This window comes from Streptomyces sp. NPDC043908, from assembly GCF_056435525.1.
In genome coordinates this window covers 452573-468227 of the sequence record NZ_JBWKEI010000001.1, presented here as the reverse complement: position 1 = coordinate 468227, position 15655 = coordinate 452573, and the positions used below count along the sequence as shown (strand labels likewise).

The window sequence follows — 15655 nt, the reverse complement described above, 5'->3', positions numbered from 1 at the left end:
GTGTTGATCGGTGAGGTGGCGCGACGGTCCGGGGTCAGTGCCCGCATGCTCAGGCACTACGAGTCGCTCGGGCTGGTGCGCCCTTCGGGGCGTACGGGCTCGGGGTACCGGGAGTACTCCGGCGCGGACATCCGGCGGATCTTCCAGATCGAGAGCCTGCGGTCGCTGGGGCTGTCGCTGCGGGACATCGGGCGCGCGCTCGACGACCCCGGCTCCACGCCCTCGGCGCTCGTCGGGGACCTCATCCAGCAGACACGTACCCGTATCGCGGCCGAGACGGAACTGCTCACGCGCCTGTCCCGGATCGAGGCCGCGGAACCCGACGGCTGGGAGGACGTCCTCCAGGTCGTCGCGCTCCTCCAGGCGCTGGGGTCGAAGAGCGCAGGCGCCCGCCAGCGCGCGGCCCTCTCCTCGGCCGACGACGTGGCGGTGCCGGTCGAGGCCCTGGTCGACGCGGTACTGAGCGAGACGGATCCGCATGTCGCCGGGGCCCTGCGCTGGGCGCTGGCGCGAGCGGGCGGCGGCGCCCCGGACCTGCTGGTGAGGGGCCTCGCCTCACCGGTGGCGGCCGTACGGGAACGTGCCGTCCGGTCCCTCGCCGAGCTGCCCGGGGGCGAGGCGACCGACCGGCTGCGGGAGGCTCTGGCGCACTCCGATCCGGCGGTCCGCGGGTGCGCGGCTCTGGCGCTCGGGGCGAGCGGAGTGGCCGACGCGGTGCCGGTGCTCGTCGACATGATCGTGGAGGGCAGGAACGACACCGACGCCGCCGACGCCCTGAGCGTGCTGGCGAGCGACACCGCGAGGGCGGACCGGATCGCGGCCCTGCTCGTCGGCCGTCTGGCCCTCGACCTCACGCACCAGCCGGCCCGTGGGCGGCTGACCCAGGCGCTGGCGGGCATCCCCGGGACGACGGCGTCACGCGCCCTCGCGGAGTTGTCGGATGACGAGGACCGTGCCGTCGCGCTGACCGCGACGTATCTGCTGCGGCTGCGCGACGCGGGATGACCGAGCCGGCCCGCACGGTTTCTCGCGGAGGCGGAAGAAGCCGGCCGGAGCCCGTGTGGACGAGAACTGCGGGGACCAGGCCGTGCAGGTGCGTCCTGCGAGGTGCGGAAGCAGCGGTGGTGACGGGCCGCGCCGTTACCCCAGTCGGGCTACTGCCGCCAGAACGCGACTTCTTGGGGGCATGGCACGTATGACACACCGGAGAAGCGAAGAACGCCGCAGAGGTGTTGAGTGGCAATGAAAGGCCCCAACTGGGGCATTACGGTACTTGAAAGGTGTTCCACCGTGCATCTGCTTCCCCGTCACCGTCGTCCGCTGTGGCCGCTCGCCCTCCTCGCCGCAGCCGGGGTGATCGCCGCGGCGCCGACCGCCGCCGCCACCACGCACGCGCCCACCACCCCCGCCACCGCGACCGCCGAAGACCCCAACCCCACGCCCCCGGTGACGCCGCTACCGCCGGCCGCGCCCGTGACCCCGCCGAACGGCACACAACAGCCGGCGAAGCCGAGCGCCCCCACGGAGAACATGCCCGCCAAGCCGGCGGCGCCCCTGGAGAACATGCCGGCCAAGCCGGCCGCGCACGACCCCGCCGCCCAGACGCCGCACACGCCCAACACCCCGGCGGCCCCCGGCACGCAGGAGACGCCCAAGCAGACCGGTTCCATGGAGAACACGCCGGCCAAGCCGGCCGCTCCGGCGAACCCCGCGGGGGTTCAGCACCCCTCCGCCCCGGCGGCCCCCGTCAGTGAGCTGCCGGGCCTGACGGTGCCGCTCGGTACGACCTCGCAGCTGCCCGCCGCAGAGCTGCCGGCCGCTGCGCCGCACGCCTGACCAGGCGTGTAGCAGAGGACAGGAGACCCCAGCGGGACCGTCCCCGCTGGGGCCCGCCTCCCGCGCTCCCCCGCCCTACGCCCCGGCCGCGTCGGTGTCCGCCCGGTCCGCCTCGCCGTCCGGGTCCCCTCCCGCGATCGTCGACAGGTCCGCGAGCAGCCGGATGGTGTCCGCGGTGACGGCCGCGAGGACGTCCTGCCGTGCGTCGCCGCGCTCGCGGAACAGGGAGGTCAGCTCGTTCTGCGCCGCGTACGCGCTGCGCAGCGCCTCGCGCCGGTCGCGGTCCCGGTCGCGTTCACCGGGCTCGTCGTCGCCGTCCCCCGCCTCGCGGGCCGGGCGGTACTCAGCCGTGTCGTCGAGCGCGCACACGTCGCCGGCCGCACGCAGCAGCCGGGCCACGATGCCGGGCGCCGGGTCCGGCAGGGCAGGGCCGTCGGGCCGGCCGCCCGTCGCCTCGGCCAGCGTCCGGGTGATCGCCTCGACATGGCTGGTGATGCGGTCCCAGACGAAGTCCCACTCGGCGGCCGGCGGGACCGGTGCCGAGCGGCGCAGCTTGCGGCCCGGGTTGAAGCGGTAGCTCTCGTCCGACCAGCGGCGGGCCGTGCGCAGATCGGTGACGTGGTCGGTGAGCCGCCTCGCCCGGTCGTGCCAGGCCCGCGCGTCCTCGCGGGAGAAGCCGCCGTCACCGAGCCCGTCCGCGACCGTGCCGAGCAGCGCCGCGCTCTCCTCGGGCAGCCGGGCGCGGAGGTGGCCCACGCTGCGGGAGTGCACCGGAGGCAGCACGAGCGCGTTGACCGTGAGCCCGATGACCGCGCCCAGCAGGGTCTCCAGGAAGCGGTGGAGGATCTCGAAGCCCGAGTACGTTCCGTAGACCAGGACGAACAGGGCGGCGGTCGGTGCGTTGAGGCCCTGGGTGCCGAACCGGGCGTACGAGCCGAAGAGCATGGTCAGCGGCAGCACGACGAGCATGGCCAGCATGGTGTTGCCCATCAGCAGACCGGCGCCGGCCGCCAGCAGCGTGCCCACCACGACGACCACGAACTGTTGGAGCGCTGTCTTGAGCGAGCGGTAGACGGTGCTCTGCACCAGCAGGAGCGCCGTCCAGGGTGCCAGCAGTGCCATCGGCGCCTTCCACCACCAGCCCGCCAGTGCCCAGGCGATGAGCGCGGCCGCGGCCGCCTTCAGGGCCTGGACGGCGGTGTCCCGCTCGGGTCCCGGCCCGCCCAGCGCTCGTCGCGCCGACCGGAACACCGACGCGCACTCCCAGGTTGCCCACTGCCACCACTGGAGGGAGGCCTGGCGCAGATCTTTCAACGTTCCATCCCGTGCTCGCACTCCGCCGCTCAGGCGCTCTCCGCGGCCGACGGCGGGATCCGCCCGTCCCGTCCGCCGTGTCCCGTCCGCCCGACCGCCGCTACGGAAGCGGCGAACCGCCGGTGGCGTTGAGGATCTCGGCCGTGATGAAACTGGCGTGCTCGGAGGCGAGGAACACGTACGCCGGTGCCATCTCGGCGGGTTGCGCGGGCCGCCCCAGCGGAGCCTGCTTGCCGAACTCGGCTGTGTCGGGCAGCGTCGCCGGGATGAGCGGCGTCCACACCGGCCCCGGGGCGACGGCGTTGACCCGGATCCCGCGTTCGGCCAGCATCTGCGCCAGGCCCTTGGTGAAGGTGACGATCGCGCCCTTGGTCATGGCGTAGTCGAGGAGGTGCGGGCTGGGCTGGTAGGCCTGGACCGAGGTGGTGTTGATGACGGATCCGCCCGCCGGGATGTGCGGCACGGCCATCTTCGTCAGCCAGAACATGCCGTACAGGTTGGTGCGCAGGACGCGGTCGAACTGCTCGGTGGTGATGGCTTCGATGCCGTCGGACTGTGCCATCTGGTACGCGGCGTTGTTGACCAGCACGTCGATGCGCCCGAACTCCGCGACGGCCCGGTCGATCAGGTCCCGGCACTGCTGCTCCTCGCGGATGTCGCAGACGACGGCCACGGCCCGGCGTCCCGCCTCCTCCACCAGACGTACCGTCTCGCGGGCGTCTTCCTCCTCTTCGGGGAGGTGGGTGAAGAGCACGTCGGCGCCCTCACGGGCGTAGGCGAGGGCGACGGCCCGCCCGATGCCGGAGTCACCGCCGGTCAGGACCGCCTTGCGGTCGGTCAGCAGGCCACTGCCCCGGTACGACTGCTCACCGTGGTCCGGCGGCGGGTCCATCGGGCCGGTCCAGCCGGGGTGCTGCTGCTCCTGCTGGGGCAGGTCGGGCCGGGGGTGCTTGTCGGTCGGGTCCTGCGGGCGGGTCGGGTCGGTCATGGAGGGCGCCTTTCGTGAGAGGGGCGGCTCGCGGACGAACGCCTCGGGGCCGTCCCGGCGCGGCGCGCGTCGCCGGCGTCGTGCACGACCCGTGGGCTCGCTCGGTCCGCCCCGGGGTGGTCATGGCTGGAATACGCATCAGGTACCCCGATGAGCGCATGTATGCCTGTGCGTACCGCCCGGGGATGGGGACGAGTCGTGTGCGGGGAGGCGGGGTACGCGCGGGCGTAGGCCCGCCCCGTCGTACGGGCGGGCGGGCGGACGCGGTGGGTGCCCGCGCCGGTGGTCCGGCTGTGCGGGCACCCACCGCGGCGTGCTCAGACGGCGGCCGGGAACCTGTCCCAGGCGCGGTGCTCGGCCAGCGCCTCGACGATCTTCTGCACGGCGGCCGGGCCGCTGTCGCTCACCACGACCCCGGGTTCGTCCGCGCCGATGCCGGAGGCCTCGAACAGCCCCCGGGCGTCGTTCCAGCCACCGACCGCCTTGCCGTGCCGGTACGCCTCGGTGAGCAGCAACAGCACACGCGGGTCGGGCCCCTGGGGCGCGGGAGAGCCGGCCTTGGCGTCCCGCGCGCCGTAGGCGTCGGCGCCCGGCCGGGGCGTTCCGGCGAACAGGAGCGCGTCGTACTCGACGGACCGGGCGGTGGCGAAGGTGCGCTGGACGGCGACCGGCTCGCCCCCGCCGTCCAGGACGCCGCCGGTCGGTGCGATGACCAGGGGAACCATCCCGGCGTCCAGCACGGCCTGCCGCGCACCGCGTACGCCGTCGAGGTGGGCGGTGTCGTCGGCGACGATGCCGACCACGCGCCCGTCCGGCGGCCAGGTGTTTCCCAGCTGGGACAGGGCGGGGCTCGGGGTGGCGTCGGCGAGGGGCACGGTGGCCTCGGGCGCCGGCAGACCGAGGCCCTCGGCGACCTTCTCGCACAACTGCGTGTCGATGTTCGCCAGCACCCGCAAGGCACGTTCCTTGACGGCCTGTTCGAAGCATTTGTTCAGTTCGAAGGTGTAGGCGGCGATGATGTGCTCGCGCTCCGGGGCGCTCATGCTGAGCCAGAAGAGCCGGGGCTGGGTGAAGTGGTCCGCGAAGGAGGCGGGCGCCTCGCGGACCTTGCTCGCCTCCGGGACGCGGACCGGGGTCTCGACATAGGCGCCCGCGTCGGCGCCCGCGAGGAAGGGGCAGCCGCCGTCCAGGCTGTTGGGCCGGTAGGGGGCGACGCCGGTGTGCACGGCGGTCTGGTGCATGCCGTCCCGGAGCATGTCGTTGACGGGGACGTGCGGCCGGTTGATCGGGATCTGCGCGAAGTTCGGACCGCCGAGCCGGCTGATCTGGGTGTCGAGGTAGGAGAAGAGCCGGCCGGCCAACAGCGGGTCGTCGGTGACGTCGATGCCCGGTACCAGGTGGCCGGGGTGGAAGGCGACCTGCTCGGTCTCGGCGAAGAAGTTCTTCGTGTTGGCGTTCAGCGTCATCAGGCCGATGGGCTGGACCGGCGCGATCTCCTCGGGGACGATCTTGGTGGGGTCCAGCAGGTCGATTCCCTCGAACGTCTGGTCGGGGGTGTCGGGGAAGACCTGGATGCCGAGCTCCCACTGCGGGAAGGCGCCCGCCTCGATGGCGTCGAAGAGGTCGCGGCGGTGGAAGTCCGGGTCCATCCCGTTGATGAGCTGCGCCTCCTCCCAGACCAGGGAGTGCACACCCAGCTTGGGCTTCCAGTGGAACTTCGCGAGCACGCTCTTCCCGCCGGTGTCGACCAGGCGGAACGTGTGGACCCCGAAGCCCTCCATCATCCGGTAGGAGCGCGGGATGCCGCGGTCGGACATGTTCCACAGGGTGTGGTGGGTGGCCTCGGTGTGCAGGGACACGAAGTCCCAGAACGTGTCGTGGGCGCTCTGGGCCTGCGGGATCTCGCGGTCGGGGTGGGGTTTGGCGGCGTGGACGATGTCCGGGAACTTGATCGCGTCCTGGATGAAGAACACCGGGATGTTGTTGCCGACGAGATCGAAGGTGCCCTCATCGGTGTAGAACTTGGTGGCGAACCCCCGGGTGTCCCGCACGGTGTCGGCCGAGCCGCGGGACCCCAGGACGGTGGAGAAGCGGACGAACACCGGCGTCTCCACGTCCTTGGCCAGGAAGGCCGCCCGGCACACCTCGGTGGCGGTGCCGTAGCCCTGGAAGACCCCGTGCGCGGCGGCCCCGCGCGCGTGCACCACCCGCTCCGGAATGCGTTCGTGGTCGAAGTGGGTGATCTTCTCCCGCAGATGGTGGTCCTGGATGAGGACCGGGCCGCGTGCCCCGGCCTTCAGGGAGTGGTCGCTGTCGTACAGGCGCGTCCCCTGGGCCGTCGTGAGGTACGCGCCGCTCTGCGCCGTGCGCGCCGGGTCGGCGCCCGTGGCCTGACCGGTCGGGCTCACGGTCTCCGGCCCCTGCTGGTCGGCCTTCGGCGGCAGCGGCTCGGCGGGCCGGGTCGGCTCGGCGACGGGCGGCGACACGGGTCCCGGCCTGCCCGGCAGGCCGTCGGAGTCGGGGGTGGGGTGCTCGGTCGTCATGCTCTCTCCCAAGGACGGTCGTCAGGACACCTCAGCCATGACCGCTGGACGGCGGACCTCAAACGGGCTACCGGCGGTTGTCACCCACATCCGCCGGAGGTCCATGGCATCTGCCCGGTTCTCGGGCCCGGGCCGCCCGGCCGCGCGCCTCCGCGGTGTCCGGTGCCGCCGGTTCCGCGCAGGGCGTGCGTATCCCCGCGCCCGGCATCCGGCGCCGGGCCGAGGCCCTTCACCGCTTGTGCCACGCGTCGGCGCCGGGGTCGTACACGGCGAGTCCCAGCGCCTCGAAGGCCCGCAGCCACCCCAGCATGGGCCAGCTCCCCCAACGCCGCTTGTAGAGCGCCCCGTTCCGCAGGATGTCGTCGAGGTGCTGGACCGGTGGATCGTGGGTGGGGTGGTGCTGGTGGTACGCGGGCGCGCCGCCCACCCACCACAGGTCCACCCCGCACCCCGCCGCCGCGGCGGCGAAGTCGGTGTCCTCGCCCCCGTAGCCGCTGTAGGACTCGCAGAAGCCCCCGACGCGGTTCCACGTACGGGCGGTGAGGGCGAACGACAGCGACCAGAACAGCCGCGGGTCTCCCCCGCGCAGGAGCTCCCCCTCGGCGGGGGCCGGGCGCGCCGGGTGGGGTGGGGCAAGGCCGGCGAGTCCGGCCAGGTCGTAGCCCTCCGGCGGTGGCGGCGGCAGATAGGCGACCGTGCCGCACAGCAGGGCGCCGTCCTCGGCGGCGCCGGTGTAGCGCTCCAGGAGGGTGGGGCCGGGTACGCAGTCCACGTCGAGGAAGACCAGCAGCTCCGCGCCGCCTTCCAGGGCGCGCGCCGCCCCGGCGTTGCGGGCGGCGGCCAGGGGCAGGCGCCCGTCGGCGAGCGGCAGGGTGACCACGTCCGGCGCGGGCTCGCGTCCGGCGGTCAGGGGCGCGATCCGGGGATCGCCCATGGAGACGATCACATACCGGTCCGGGGCGCGGGTGCCCCGGGCGAGCCCGTCCTGCTGGAGGAGCAGATGGGTGTGGCGGCCGGCGGCGAGGGTGATCACCGCGGTACGCACGCGGCCTGCCTTCCCGTGCGGGCGGCCAGCTCGGTGAGCAGGCGTCCGGCCCTCTCGGCGCCGTCGCCGGGGCACCAGTGGGCCCAGCGCTCGGGGCGGGCGACCGCCTCCGCGAGCAGGGCGGGCCACGCGTCGGCGCTCGGCCAGGTCTCCCGTACGCTCGCCAGGTTCGCCGCTCGCAGGGCTCGGGCGGTGGCGTGCTGTTCCCCGTGCGGGCGGTCCTGCGGGATGACGACGGTCGGCACGCGCGCCGCGGCGCACTCCGCGACGGCGTTCTGCCCGGCGTGGGTGACGACGACGCTCGCGCGGCACAGCACCGGCCAGGGGTCCTCGGTCCAGGCCGCGCCGGCGCCGCCGAGGACGGTCCAGGACCAGCCGGGGGTGGCCCGGGCGGCGGCGCGCAGGTCCGCGGGGGTGACGTCGGCGCCGCCCGCGCCGAGCATCACGACGACCTCGCCATGGGTCCGTGCCCGGTCGCCGCCGGCCGCCGGGCGGGGCCGGCGGTCGTAGCGGGAGATGCTTCCGGTGTGCACGGTCTTGGCGTACCAGTGCGCGGGCCAGCCCGGTTCGGGCAGGGTGTGGGGCCAGGGCGCGAGGAGGGCGTCCGCGAGGTCGTAGCCCAGGCGGTGGGCCTCGTCGCGGCGGTCGCCGCGCATGGCCGCGACGACGACGGGGACTCCCATGAGCCGCGCCAGGGTGGCGGCCTCCACCGACACGTCGCTGACGAACAGCGCGGGGTGCTCCGCCCTGATCCACTCGGCGATGCGCCCCATGCGTTCGCGATGGCCGCGGTGGTGCAGCGGTACCCAGTGCAGACGTCCTCGGGCGGTGTGGTCGACGGGATCGTCGGCGGTGTCCGGCGGCAGGGGGACCCACGGTCCGCGCCACTCGGCGGGCCGGGGCAGCGAGGACAGGACGGTGACCGGCTCCGCCACCTGGGCGGCGATGCACTGTGCGCGATGGAGGTGGCCGCGGCCCTGGTGGTGGACGTAGTAGCCGATCACCGCGTCACCTCCTGGTACAGGGCGGTGTAGGCGTCGGCGGTGTGCTCCAGGGAGCAGAACCGCTCGGCCCTGGCGCGGGCGGCACGCCGGTCGAGCCGCATCGCCCGGGGGATGAGCTCCGCCAGCGCCTCGACGTCTCCCGGAGGTGCCAGCAGCCCGCACTCCGGGGTGAGGATCTCCGCGAGGGCGCCGCGGTCGAAGCCGCAGACGGGTGTGGAGCAGGCCAGCGCCTCGGCGACCACCAGACCGTACGGTTCGTCCCAGCCGGGTGTCACCAGGGCGGCGGCCGACGTGCCGAGCAGTTCGACGAGCTCCTTGCGGTCGAGGTGGCCGACGTACTCGGCGACGCCCTCGTCGAGCAGCGGCGCCACCTCCTCCTCGAAGTACCGCTCGTCCGAGACGGGTCCCGCCAGCTTCAGGGGCACCCCGGCCGCGCGGGCGGCCCGGATGGCGAGATGGGGCCCCTTCTCCGGCACCATGCGTCCGGACCAGGCCAGTCCGGTCCCGCCCGGGCCGGGCGTCCAGAAGTCCGTGTCGATGCCGTTGCGTACGACCAGCGCCTCGGGCACCATCGGCCGCCAGGCGCTGGCCGTGGACCGGCTGACGGCGGTGAAGACGACCGGGCACACGTCATGGGTCTGGATGGCCGATTCCAGCCAGGGGGTGGGCGGGGTGTGCAGGGTGGTGATCACCGGCACCCGCAGGGCCGACGCCATCGCGACCGGCAGGTAGTGCAGGCTGTTGTTGTGGACCACGTCGAAACGGTGCTCGCCGTCCCGCGCCAGATCGAGCATCAGCCCCAGGTAGGCGTGGTGCTCCTCCATCCACGTGGTGCTCGGCATACTGGCGTCCGAGCGCGCCGCGGCGCTCAGCACCGCCCGGCGCACGGGCAGTTCGCGTGCTCCGAGCGCGGGGTCCGAGCCGGGCGCGGCGAACAGTTCCACCCGGTGCCCGCGCCGGGTCAGGGCGTGCGCCAAACCCCAGGTGTGTGCTTCGAGGCCCCCGGCGAACGGCTCCTTGATGGGGAAGCGCGCCGACGCGATGAGGGCCACCCGCAACGCGCTCATCGCAGCAGGCGCGCGTAGAGAGCCCGGTGGGCGGCGGCCAGTTCGGTGCGCTCCCGTGTGCGGTGGTGCTCGGTCGCCCGGGGCGCCGGCCTCTCCTCGTACGCCCGCAGCACCGCCTTGCGCAGCGACTCCTCGTCCAGGCCGCCCTCCTGGGTGTGCCCGTACGTGAGGCAGGGGCGCTGCTCCGCGTAGAACCCGCAGTCCGGGGCGGCGACCGCGGTGCCCAGGTCGTGGCACGCCTCCAGCCACCCCGAGTGCGTACCGAACAGATAGGGCAGCACGGACAGGTCGAGCGACGCGAGGTAGTCCCAGAGCTGGTCGTCGTCGAAGTAGTCGTGGATGGCGAGCGTGAGACGCCTCCCGCGCTCCAGCTCCCTGAGCTCGTCCATCAGTTGTGGCGCATGGGCGCGGGCGGCCGGGTCCGCGACTTCCCGGTGGATGTTCACCTGGAGCTCCGCGTCCGCGAGCTCGGCCACGGTGTCGGCGAGCACGCGGACGACGGGCAGGACGGCCATGTTCGGCCGCAGGCTCTTGGCGTGCACTCCCACCCGGAACCGGTCGCGGGGCGGTCTGGGGCGGTTCAGCCGCGGCAGTTCCACCACGTGGGGGTGCGGCAGCACGGTCGCCGTCCGGTCCCAGCGGTCGCTGATGGTCCGGGCCGCGCCCGGGGTGAGCGTGATGAGGCGGTCGGCGGCCGGAACGATGACGTTCAGGGCGGCGTCATGGGTCGCGGGGTCGAGCTGATGAGGGTTGCGCAGGTCGTGCACCGTGTAGACGAGGGGTTTGCCGTGCCGCCGGAGCGCGTCCACGAGGGCGGACAGCTGGGCGGGGCTCTGGGCGTCGAACCCGAAGTGCAGATGGAAGACGTCGAAGTCCTTGTGGTGGGCACTCACCCAGTCCGGGTCGAGCATGACCGGCGGCCACCAGCGCTGCGAGGTGCTGGGCGCGCCGTTGGGCCGGGGGTCCGTCAGCCGCCTGACACCGTCGTCCTCGGGCGCGGAACAGTGCCGTACGTACACATGGCCCGCGGGCACGGATGCGACCCGGATCTCGCCGGGGGCTCGGGCGGAAGAAGCTCGGTCGGGCACGGTGACACTCCTCTGGTGCGGAGCAGGCGGCGCCTGCTCCCCTGTCCAGTCTGTTGAGCGTCACCGGATACCGCATGTGGGCGGAGGGCCGGGTGGGAGGGGGCGGGGTCGTCGTGGCACACGGCACGTCCACGGGCCGACGTACGGGAGTGCGCCAGACGGGTGAGGCACCACCCCCGTGTCCGCCGCACCCCGGCCCGGGTGCCGGGCCGGGGTGCGGGCCCCGCCGGGGCGCCGGTTTCAGTGCAGCGCCCGCCGCTCCAGCAGGGCACGGTCCAGCCGGTGGGTGACGGTGTCCACGAGCCCGAGGCCGATGAGCCGTTCCTCGATGTACCGCTGCACCGGCAGCACCACCCCGCACAGGGACACGCCCGTCACCGGGTCCCGCAGGCGTTGCTCGGGGGTGGACTCGGCCGCGAAGAACCCGGAGCAGGAGCCGAAGTACCGGCATCCGGTGCAGGTCTCGCGCACCCGGTCCCGCGACTGGCGCAGCGCCTCGGTGAACGCCGGGGAGCGGCGCATGACCCGGAGCGGGTCGGTGAAGACGTTCCCGTGCCGCGGCCCTACGATCGCGGGTGCCCCGCGCGGTACGGCCGGGGACATGCCGAAGGGGGCGCCGGCTCGCGTACGGCCGACGCCCCCCGGGTGGCCCGGTGGCTCGCTCAGCCGGGCCAGGTGCCGGTCAGACGGCGGGTCGCGGTCGCTCCCCCGCGGTCGACGGCGGCCTTGACCGTGGCGAAGATCGCGCCCTGCAACGCCGCGGCCAGCACCACTTCGCTCCACGTGCGCTCTTCGTCGGTGGCGTCCGGCGCGTCCTCGTCGTGGCCGAGGACCTTCCACGCCTGCTTGAACAGAGCACTGGCCAGCAGACCGCTGACGGCTCCGAGGGCCAGACCGACCGGCTTGTAGACGATTTTCGACGCCTTCATCGAGCTCACCCCTTCCGGCGGCAGGCCAGCCACACCAGCGCGGCCGCCCCGGCGGCCGCCAGCAGCAGCGTGCGGTTCTCGCGCGCGAGCCGCGCACCCTGGGCGGTCTTGTGCTGTACGGGTTCGGGGGCGGTCTCGTGCCAGAGCCGGCCGGCCTGCGCGGCCGTCGCGCGGGCCGCATCGGCCGCCTGCGCGGCCTTGTCCTTGACCGGGTCGGGCACCTTGTCCTGCGCCTGATGGACCAGGTCCGCGGCCTTGGTCTTCAGCTCGTCGGCCTTGACGGCGGCCTGTTCCTTGACGGCACCGGCCTTGACCGCGGCCTGTTCCTTGACGGCGCCCGCCTTCTCCTGGGCACGGGCCTTGACGTCTGTCTTGGCGGCGAGCGCCTCGACCGTCTCGCCGAGTTCGGCGCGGGTGTGCTCGACCTGCTCGCGCAGTTCCTCGGGACCTGCGTCCGCGGGCTTGTCCTGGGGTCGCTGGGTCATCGCTGTGCGCTCTCCTTGATCTCGGCCACGTCGGCCTTCACGTTCTCGATCGCCTGTTCAGGAACGGGCGGTGCGGCCTGGCTGACCTGCTTCTTCCCACTGAGGGCGAGCACGGCGGCGATCACCCCCAGCACGGCGGTCACGATCAGCGCCGCGGCCCACACGGGCAGGGGCACGGCCAGCGCCGCGATGGCGGAGGCCACCAGCGCCTGGAGCATCAGGAAGCCGACCACTCCGGCGCCGCCGAAGAGCCCGCCGCCCTTGCCGTAACGCTTGCCCTTCTCCTTCATCTCCGCCTGCGCCAGGCGCATTTCCCCGCGCACCAGCTCCGTCAACTGCTGCGAAGCCCGGTGCACCAGCTCGCTCACCGGCTCCTGCCCGGAGTGGCGCGGGCTGTGGTCGAACCCGGTTTCCTTCGGATGCGTGCCCGTCATGGCGGTCACCTCCCGTCGCTCTCGTTCCTGCGGGCCGGGCGGTCCGGCCCTTCCCATGGCCCGCGAGTACCCCGAACATCGCAGTTCAGTGGGTGAATGACGCAGTCGGCGCAGAAAACATCCGCACAAGGGGTCCGAGGGGCGCGGCGCGCACACGACCACCTCGTCCAGGACGGAGCTCGACCCTCGCCACAAGGCTCCCACCAGCGGCAACGCACGAACGGCCCCCAGGAGCCTCAAGAACCACGGCTCGGCGGGGTTACCCCACCGGATACGGGTTACCCGCACGGTGGAGCCTCTGGGACGCCGCGGCGGCGGCCCCGGTCGGCTTGTCCTGTGTGTGCTCGGCGGTGTGGGGCTGCGGGGCGCACAAAAGCCGGCCCGCTCAGCACATCCGAGCGGGCCGGCACACGCGTTTCCCGGGGCGCCGGTCGGCGCAGCCCGGGGAAACGGTCGGACGGGCGAGGTCAGTCGTTGACGCAGACGTTCCCGAACGCCGGGTTGAGCAGCCCGATCACGTTGATGGAGTTGCCGCACACGTTGATGGGCACGTGCACGGGGACCTGCACCAGGTTCCCCGACAGCACACCCGGGGAGTGCGTCGCGGCACCGTGGGCGCCCGCGTCCGCGGAGGCCACCGAGGCACCGCCGGCAACCGCCGCGCCGGCGGCGAGAACCGTAGCGGACAGCTTCAGCATCGAAGACACAGAGAAACTCCTTGCACAAGAGAACGAGCAGAGCCCCCGCCGGACGGCCGGGACATCCACCACAACGCCGCACCCGCCCTCCAGGTCACCCTCCACGACCCGATCGAGTCGGTGTTCCCCCACGGTGGTCGGGGAGCCTGTTCGCCGTGACGCCGGAAGGGCAGCGGATCGGTACCGCCGGTGCGTACTCCGTCGCACTCACCCTCCCCGGCGAGAGGTCGGCCGCCACCGCCACCGTCAGGAAACGGTCACCGGGGTGTCCCGCACGGTGACGTTGGCGTGGCTCTCCTGGAAGCTCTGGTCCGAGACGAGCGTCAGCCGGGCCGTGGACCGGAACTCCGGCAGGGTCCTGGAGCCGCACGAGACCATGGTGGTCCTGAGCTTGGCGACGGTCAGGGCGAGCCCTTCGTCGAGGTCGCCCGCGTACGGTACGTATCCGTCCACGCCCTCCTCGAAGAGCAACCCCTGCCCTCCCTGGCCGTAACGCTGCCAGTTGCGGGCCCGGTTGGAGCCCTCGCCCCAGTACTCCTTCACGAAGCCGTCGCGGGTGGGCAGCTTCGCGCCGGCCGCCTGGTCGAAGCGTGCGAAGTACCGCCCCATCATGACGAAGTCGGCTCCCATCGCCAGGGCCAGGGCCACGTGGTAGTCGTGCGCCAGACCGCCGTCGGAGCAGATCGGCACGTACTCCCCGGTGCGTTCGCGGAACGCGTCCCGGGCCGCCGCGACGTCCAGGACGGCGCTGGCCTGGCCGCGGCCGATGCCCTTCTGGTCCCGGGTGATGCAGATGGAGCCGCCGCCCACCCCGACCTTGACGAAGTCGGCGCCCGCCTCGGCGAGGAAGGTGAACGCCTCACCGTCGACCACGTTGCCGCCGCCCACCGGGATCTCCGGATAGTGCTTCTTCACCCAGGTCAGGGCCTGCGCCTGCCAGTCGCTGTAGCCGTCGGAGGAGTCGAAGCACAGCGCGTCCGCGCCCGCCTCCAGAAGGGCCGGGACGCGCTGCTGGTAGTCGTGCGTGTTGATGCCCGCCCCGACGCGCAGCCGCTCGGCCGCGTCCACGAGCGGGTGGCCCAGGCTGTTGTCGGACCGGACGTCGGTGTCGCTGGTGGCGGTACCGGCCTTGCCGTTCTTCACCTGGCGGACCGCCGCGACCTGGTCCTGGATGGGCTGGTTGTGGTGCAGGAAGCTGAGACCGCCGTTGCGCGCGAGGGCGATGGCCAGCTCGGGGGTGCTGACGGCCTGCATGATCGCGGAGGTGAACGGGGTGTGCAGCTCGATCGCCGAAGCCTCGCCGGCGATGTGCCGCACCAGCGGCGTGCGCAGGTCCACGGTCGCGGCCGAGGTGTCGGTCCGCGTCCGGTTCGGCAAGAGCAGGAACTCGTTGAACGTCCGTGAGACCTCGGCGATGACCTGTGCCACTCGTTCCTCCTGACCCGTCGGCCGGGGCCCGACTGGCCCCGCCGTGATCGCCCCCGTGTTCCAGGGCCTGGGCAGGCAGAGACCGGCACAGCAGCCGTTGGAGATGCCACCGGCCGCGGCAGAGCCCTGACCGGCCCGTGGATCGAACGGGGTGCGGTCGTGACCAGGAACCATAGCGGCTGGTCCGGCAGTTGTACGAATCGTGGTCCTCGGGCGGACGCGACGCGGACGCCCCGGCGACCGGACCGGCCGCCGGGGCTCTCCGGGGGCGACGCCCACGTCGGCCCCCTCCCCCATCCCCCCGGCTGGACGCCCCCCCGGGGTCAGTCGGTACTACCAGTAGCCCTCGCAGGAGTAGGAGTTGGAGTAGAGCAGGTCACCGACGCAGACGCGTGCCTGGTAGGTGCCGCCGTCGTAGTACCAGTAGGTGGTGCCGCTGGCGGTGTGGATGTCCGAGATCCGCTGCCAGGGCGCGCTGGACGAGGTCCGCCGCTCCAGCCAGCCCTTGCAGGTGGTGCCCCGGGTGCTGGGGCCGAGCTTGAACGCGCCGCGGACGTGTGCCTCGCCGGTGCCCACCTCGTGCCCGCCGTCGAGCCACCCCTCGCAGCCGACGAACGCCTGGTAGGTCTTCCACCCGTCGAAGATGATCTCCCCCTGGGCGGAGGCCGAGGGCGCGGCGCCGATCACCGCAGCGGTGACCACCCCCGCCGCCGCGAGCGCCCTGAGGCCGTTGCGTCTTTTCATCATGTCCCCTGTCCTGTCCGCGAAGGTCCTGGAGGCGGGCGGCGGCCCTGAG

16 protein-coding genes are annotated in these 15655 nt (G+C 73.2%); 2 read left to right on the top strand and 14 right to left on the bottom strand.

All coding sequences use genetic code 11. The annotated features are described in order from the left end of the window. Together AC069K_RS02215 and AC069K_RS02210 are read left to right on the top strand one after the other, a co-directional pair. Positions 1 to 1005, top strand: a complete 1005-nt coding sequence (locus tag AC069K_RS02215; RefSeq protein ID WP_478611231.1) for a MerR family transcriptional regulator — start codon at positions 1 to 3, stop codon at positions 1003 to 1005. Positions 1006 to 1290: 285 nt separating this feature from the next. After that, positions 1291 to 1836: a hypothetical protein gene (locus AC069K_RS02210; protein ID WP_478611228.1), complete on the top strand. Its 546-nt coding sequence runs from the start codon at positions 1291 to 1293 to the stop codon at positions 1834 to 1836. Positions 1837 to 1911: 75 nt separating this feature from the next. Here AC069K_RS02210 and AC069K_RS02205 read toward each other — a convergent pair whose 3' ends face one another. The 14 genes from AC069K_RS02205 to AC069K_RS02140 all read right to left on the bottom strand — a co-directional run bounded on the left by AC069K_RS02205 (position 1912) and on the right by AC069K_RS02140 (position 15606). Continuing rightward, positions 1912 to 3150, bottom strand: coding sequence for an FUSC family protein (locus AC069K_RS02205; RefSeq protein ID WP_478611225.1), 1239 nt, complete (start codon positions 3148 to 3150; stop codon positions 1912 to 1914). A gap of 100 nt (positions 3151 to 3250) precedes the next feature. Continuing rightward, positions 3251 to 4138: an SDR family oxidoreductase gene (locus AC069K_RS02200; protein WP_478611222.1), complete on the bottom strand. Its 888-nt coding sequence runs from the start codon at positions 4136 to 4138 to the stop codon at positions 3251 to 3253. Positions 4139 to 4455: 317 nt separating this feature from the next. Next, positions 4456 to 6681, bottom strand: coding sequence for a catalase (locus AC069K_RS02195; RefSeq protein WP_478611220.1), 2226 nt, complete (start codon positions 6679 to 6681; stop codon positions 4456 to 4458). 229 nt (positions 6682 to 6910) lie between these two features. After that, positions 6911 to 7726 carry a glycosyltransferase family 2 protein gene (locus AC069K_RS02190; protein ID WP_478611217.1) on the bottom strand — a complete coding sequence of 272 codons (816 nt, stop codon included), beginning with the start codon at positions 7724 to 7726 and terminating at the stop codon, positions 6911 to 6913. Beyond that, on the bottom strand, positions 7711 to 8730 hold the full coding sequence (locus AC069K_RS02185) for a glycosyltransferase (RefSeq protein ID WP_478611214.1): 1020 nt from the start codon (positions 8728 to 8730) through the stop codon (positions 7711 to 7713). The genes AC069K_RS02190 and AC069K_RS02185 overlap by 16 nt, the downstream gene beginning before the upstream one ends. Continuing rightward, entirely contained in the window at positions 8727 to 9797 is a 1071-nt protein-coding gene (locus tag AC069K_RS02180) for a glycosyltransferase (protein WP_365111278.1), read from the bottom strand. The genes AC069K_RS02185 and AC069K_RS02180 overlap by 4 nt, the downstream gene beginning before the upstream one ends. Next, entirely contained in the window at positions 9794 to 10885 is a 1092-nt protein-coding gene (locus AC069K_RS02175; protein ID WP_478611211.1) for a glycosyltransferase, read from the bottom strand. The genes AC069K_RS02180 and AC069K_RS02175 overlap by 4 nt, the downstream gene beginning before the upstream one ends. A gap of 240 nt (positions 10886 to 11125) precedes the next feature. Continuing rightward, the gene (locus AC069K_RS02170) at positions 11126 to 11407 is read right to left on the bottom strand and encodes a hypothetical protein (RefSeq protein ID WP_365111272.1); all 282 of its coding nucleotides are present in this window, start codon (positions 11405 to 11407) and stop codon (positions 11126 to 11128) included. 140 nt (positions 11408 to 11547) lie between these two features. Continuing rightward, complete coding sequence (locus AC069K_RS02165) at positions 11548 to 11814, bottom strand: DUF4235 domain-containing protein (RefSeq protein ID WP_358835820.1); 267 nt, start codon at positions 11812 to 11814, stop codon at positions 11548 to 11550. A gap of 5 nt (positions 11815 to 11819) precedes the next feature. Then, positions 11820 to 12299, bottom strand: coding sequence for a DUF3618 domain-containing protein (locus AC069K_RS02160; protein WP_478611206.1), 480 nt, complete (start codon positions 12297 to 12299; stop codon positions 11820 to 11822). Continuing rightward, positions 12296 to 12733 (bottom strand): phage holin family protein, encoded by a 438-nt coding sequence (locus tag AC069K_RS02155; RefSeq protein WP_478611204.1) that lies wholly within the window; start codon positions 12731 to 12733, stop codon positions 12296 to 12298. The genes AC069K_RS02160 and AC069K_RS02155 overlap by 4 nt, the downstream gene beginning before the upstream one ends. A 467-nt stretch (positions 12734 to 13200) precedes the next feature. Then, the gene (locus AC069K_RS02150; protein ID WP_358835821.1) at positions 13201 to 13431 is read right to left on the bottom strand and encodes a chaplin; all 231 of its coding nucleotides are present in this window, start codon (positions 13429 to 13431) and stop codon (positions 13201 to 13203) included. Positions 13432 to 13677: 246 nt separating this feature from the next. After that, positions 13678 to 14859 (bottom strand): IMP dehydrogenase, encoded by a 1182-nt coding sequence (locus AC069K_RS02145; protein ID WP_478611201.1) that lies wholly within the window; start codon positions 14857 to 14859, stop codon positions 13678 to 13680. 333 nt (positions 14860 to 15192) lie between these two features. Further along, complete coding sequence (locus AC069K_RS02140) at positions 15193 to 15606, bottom strand: hypothetical protein (RefSeq protein ID WP_478611198.1); 414 nt, start codon at positions 15604 to 15606, stop codon at positions 15193 to 15195. Between the last annotated feature and the right edge of the window lie 49 nt (positions 15607 to 15655).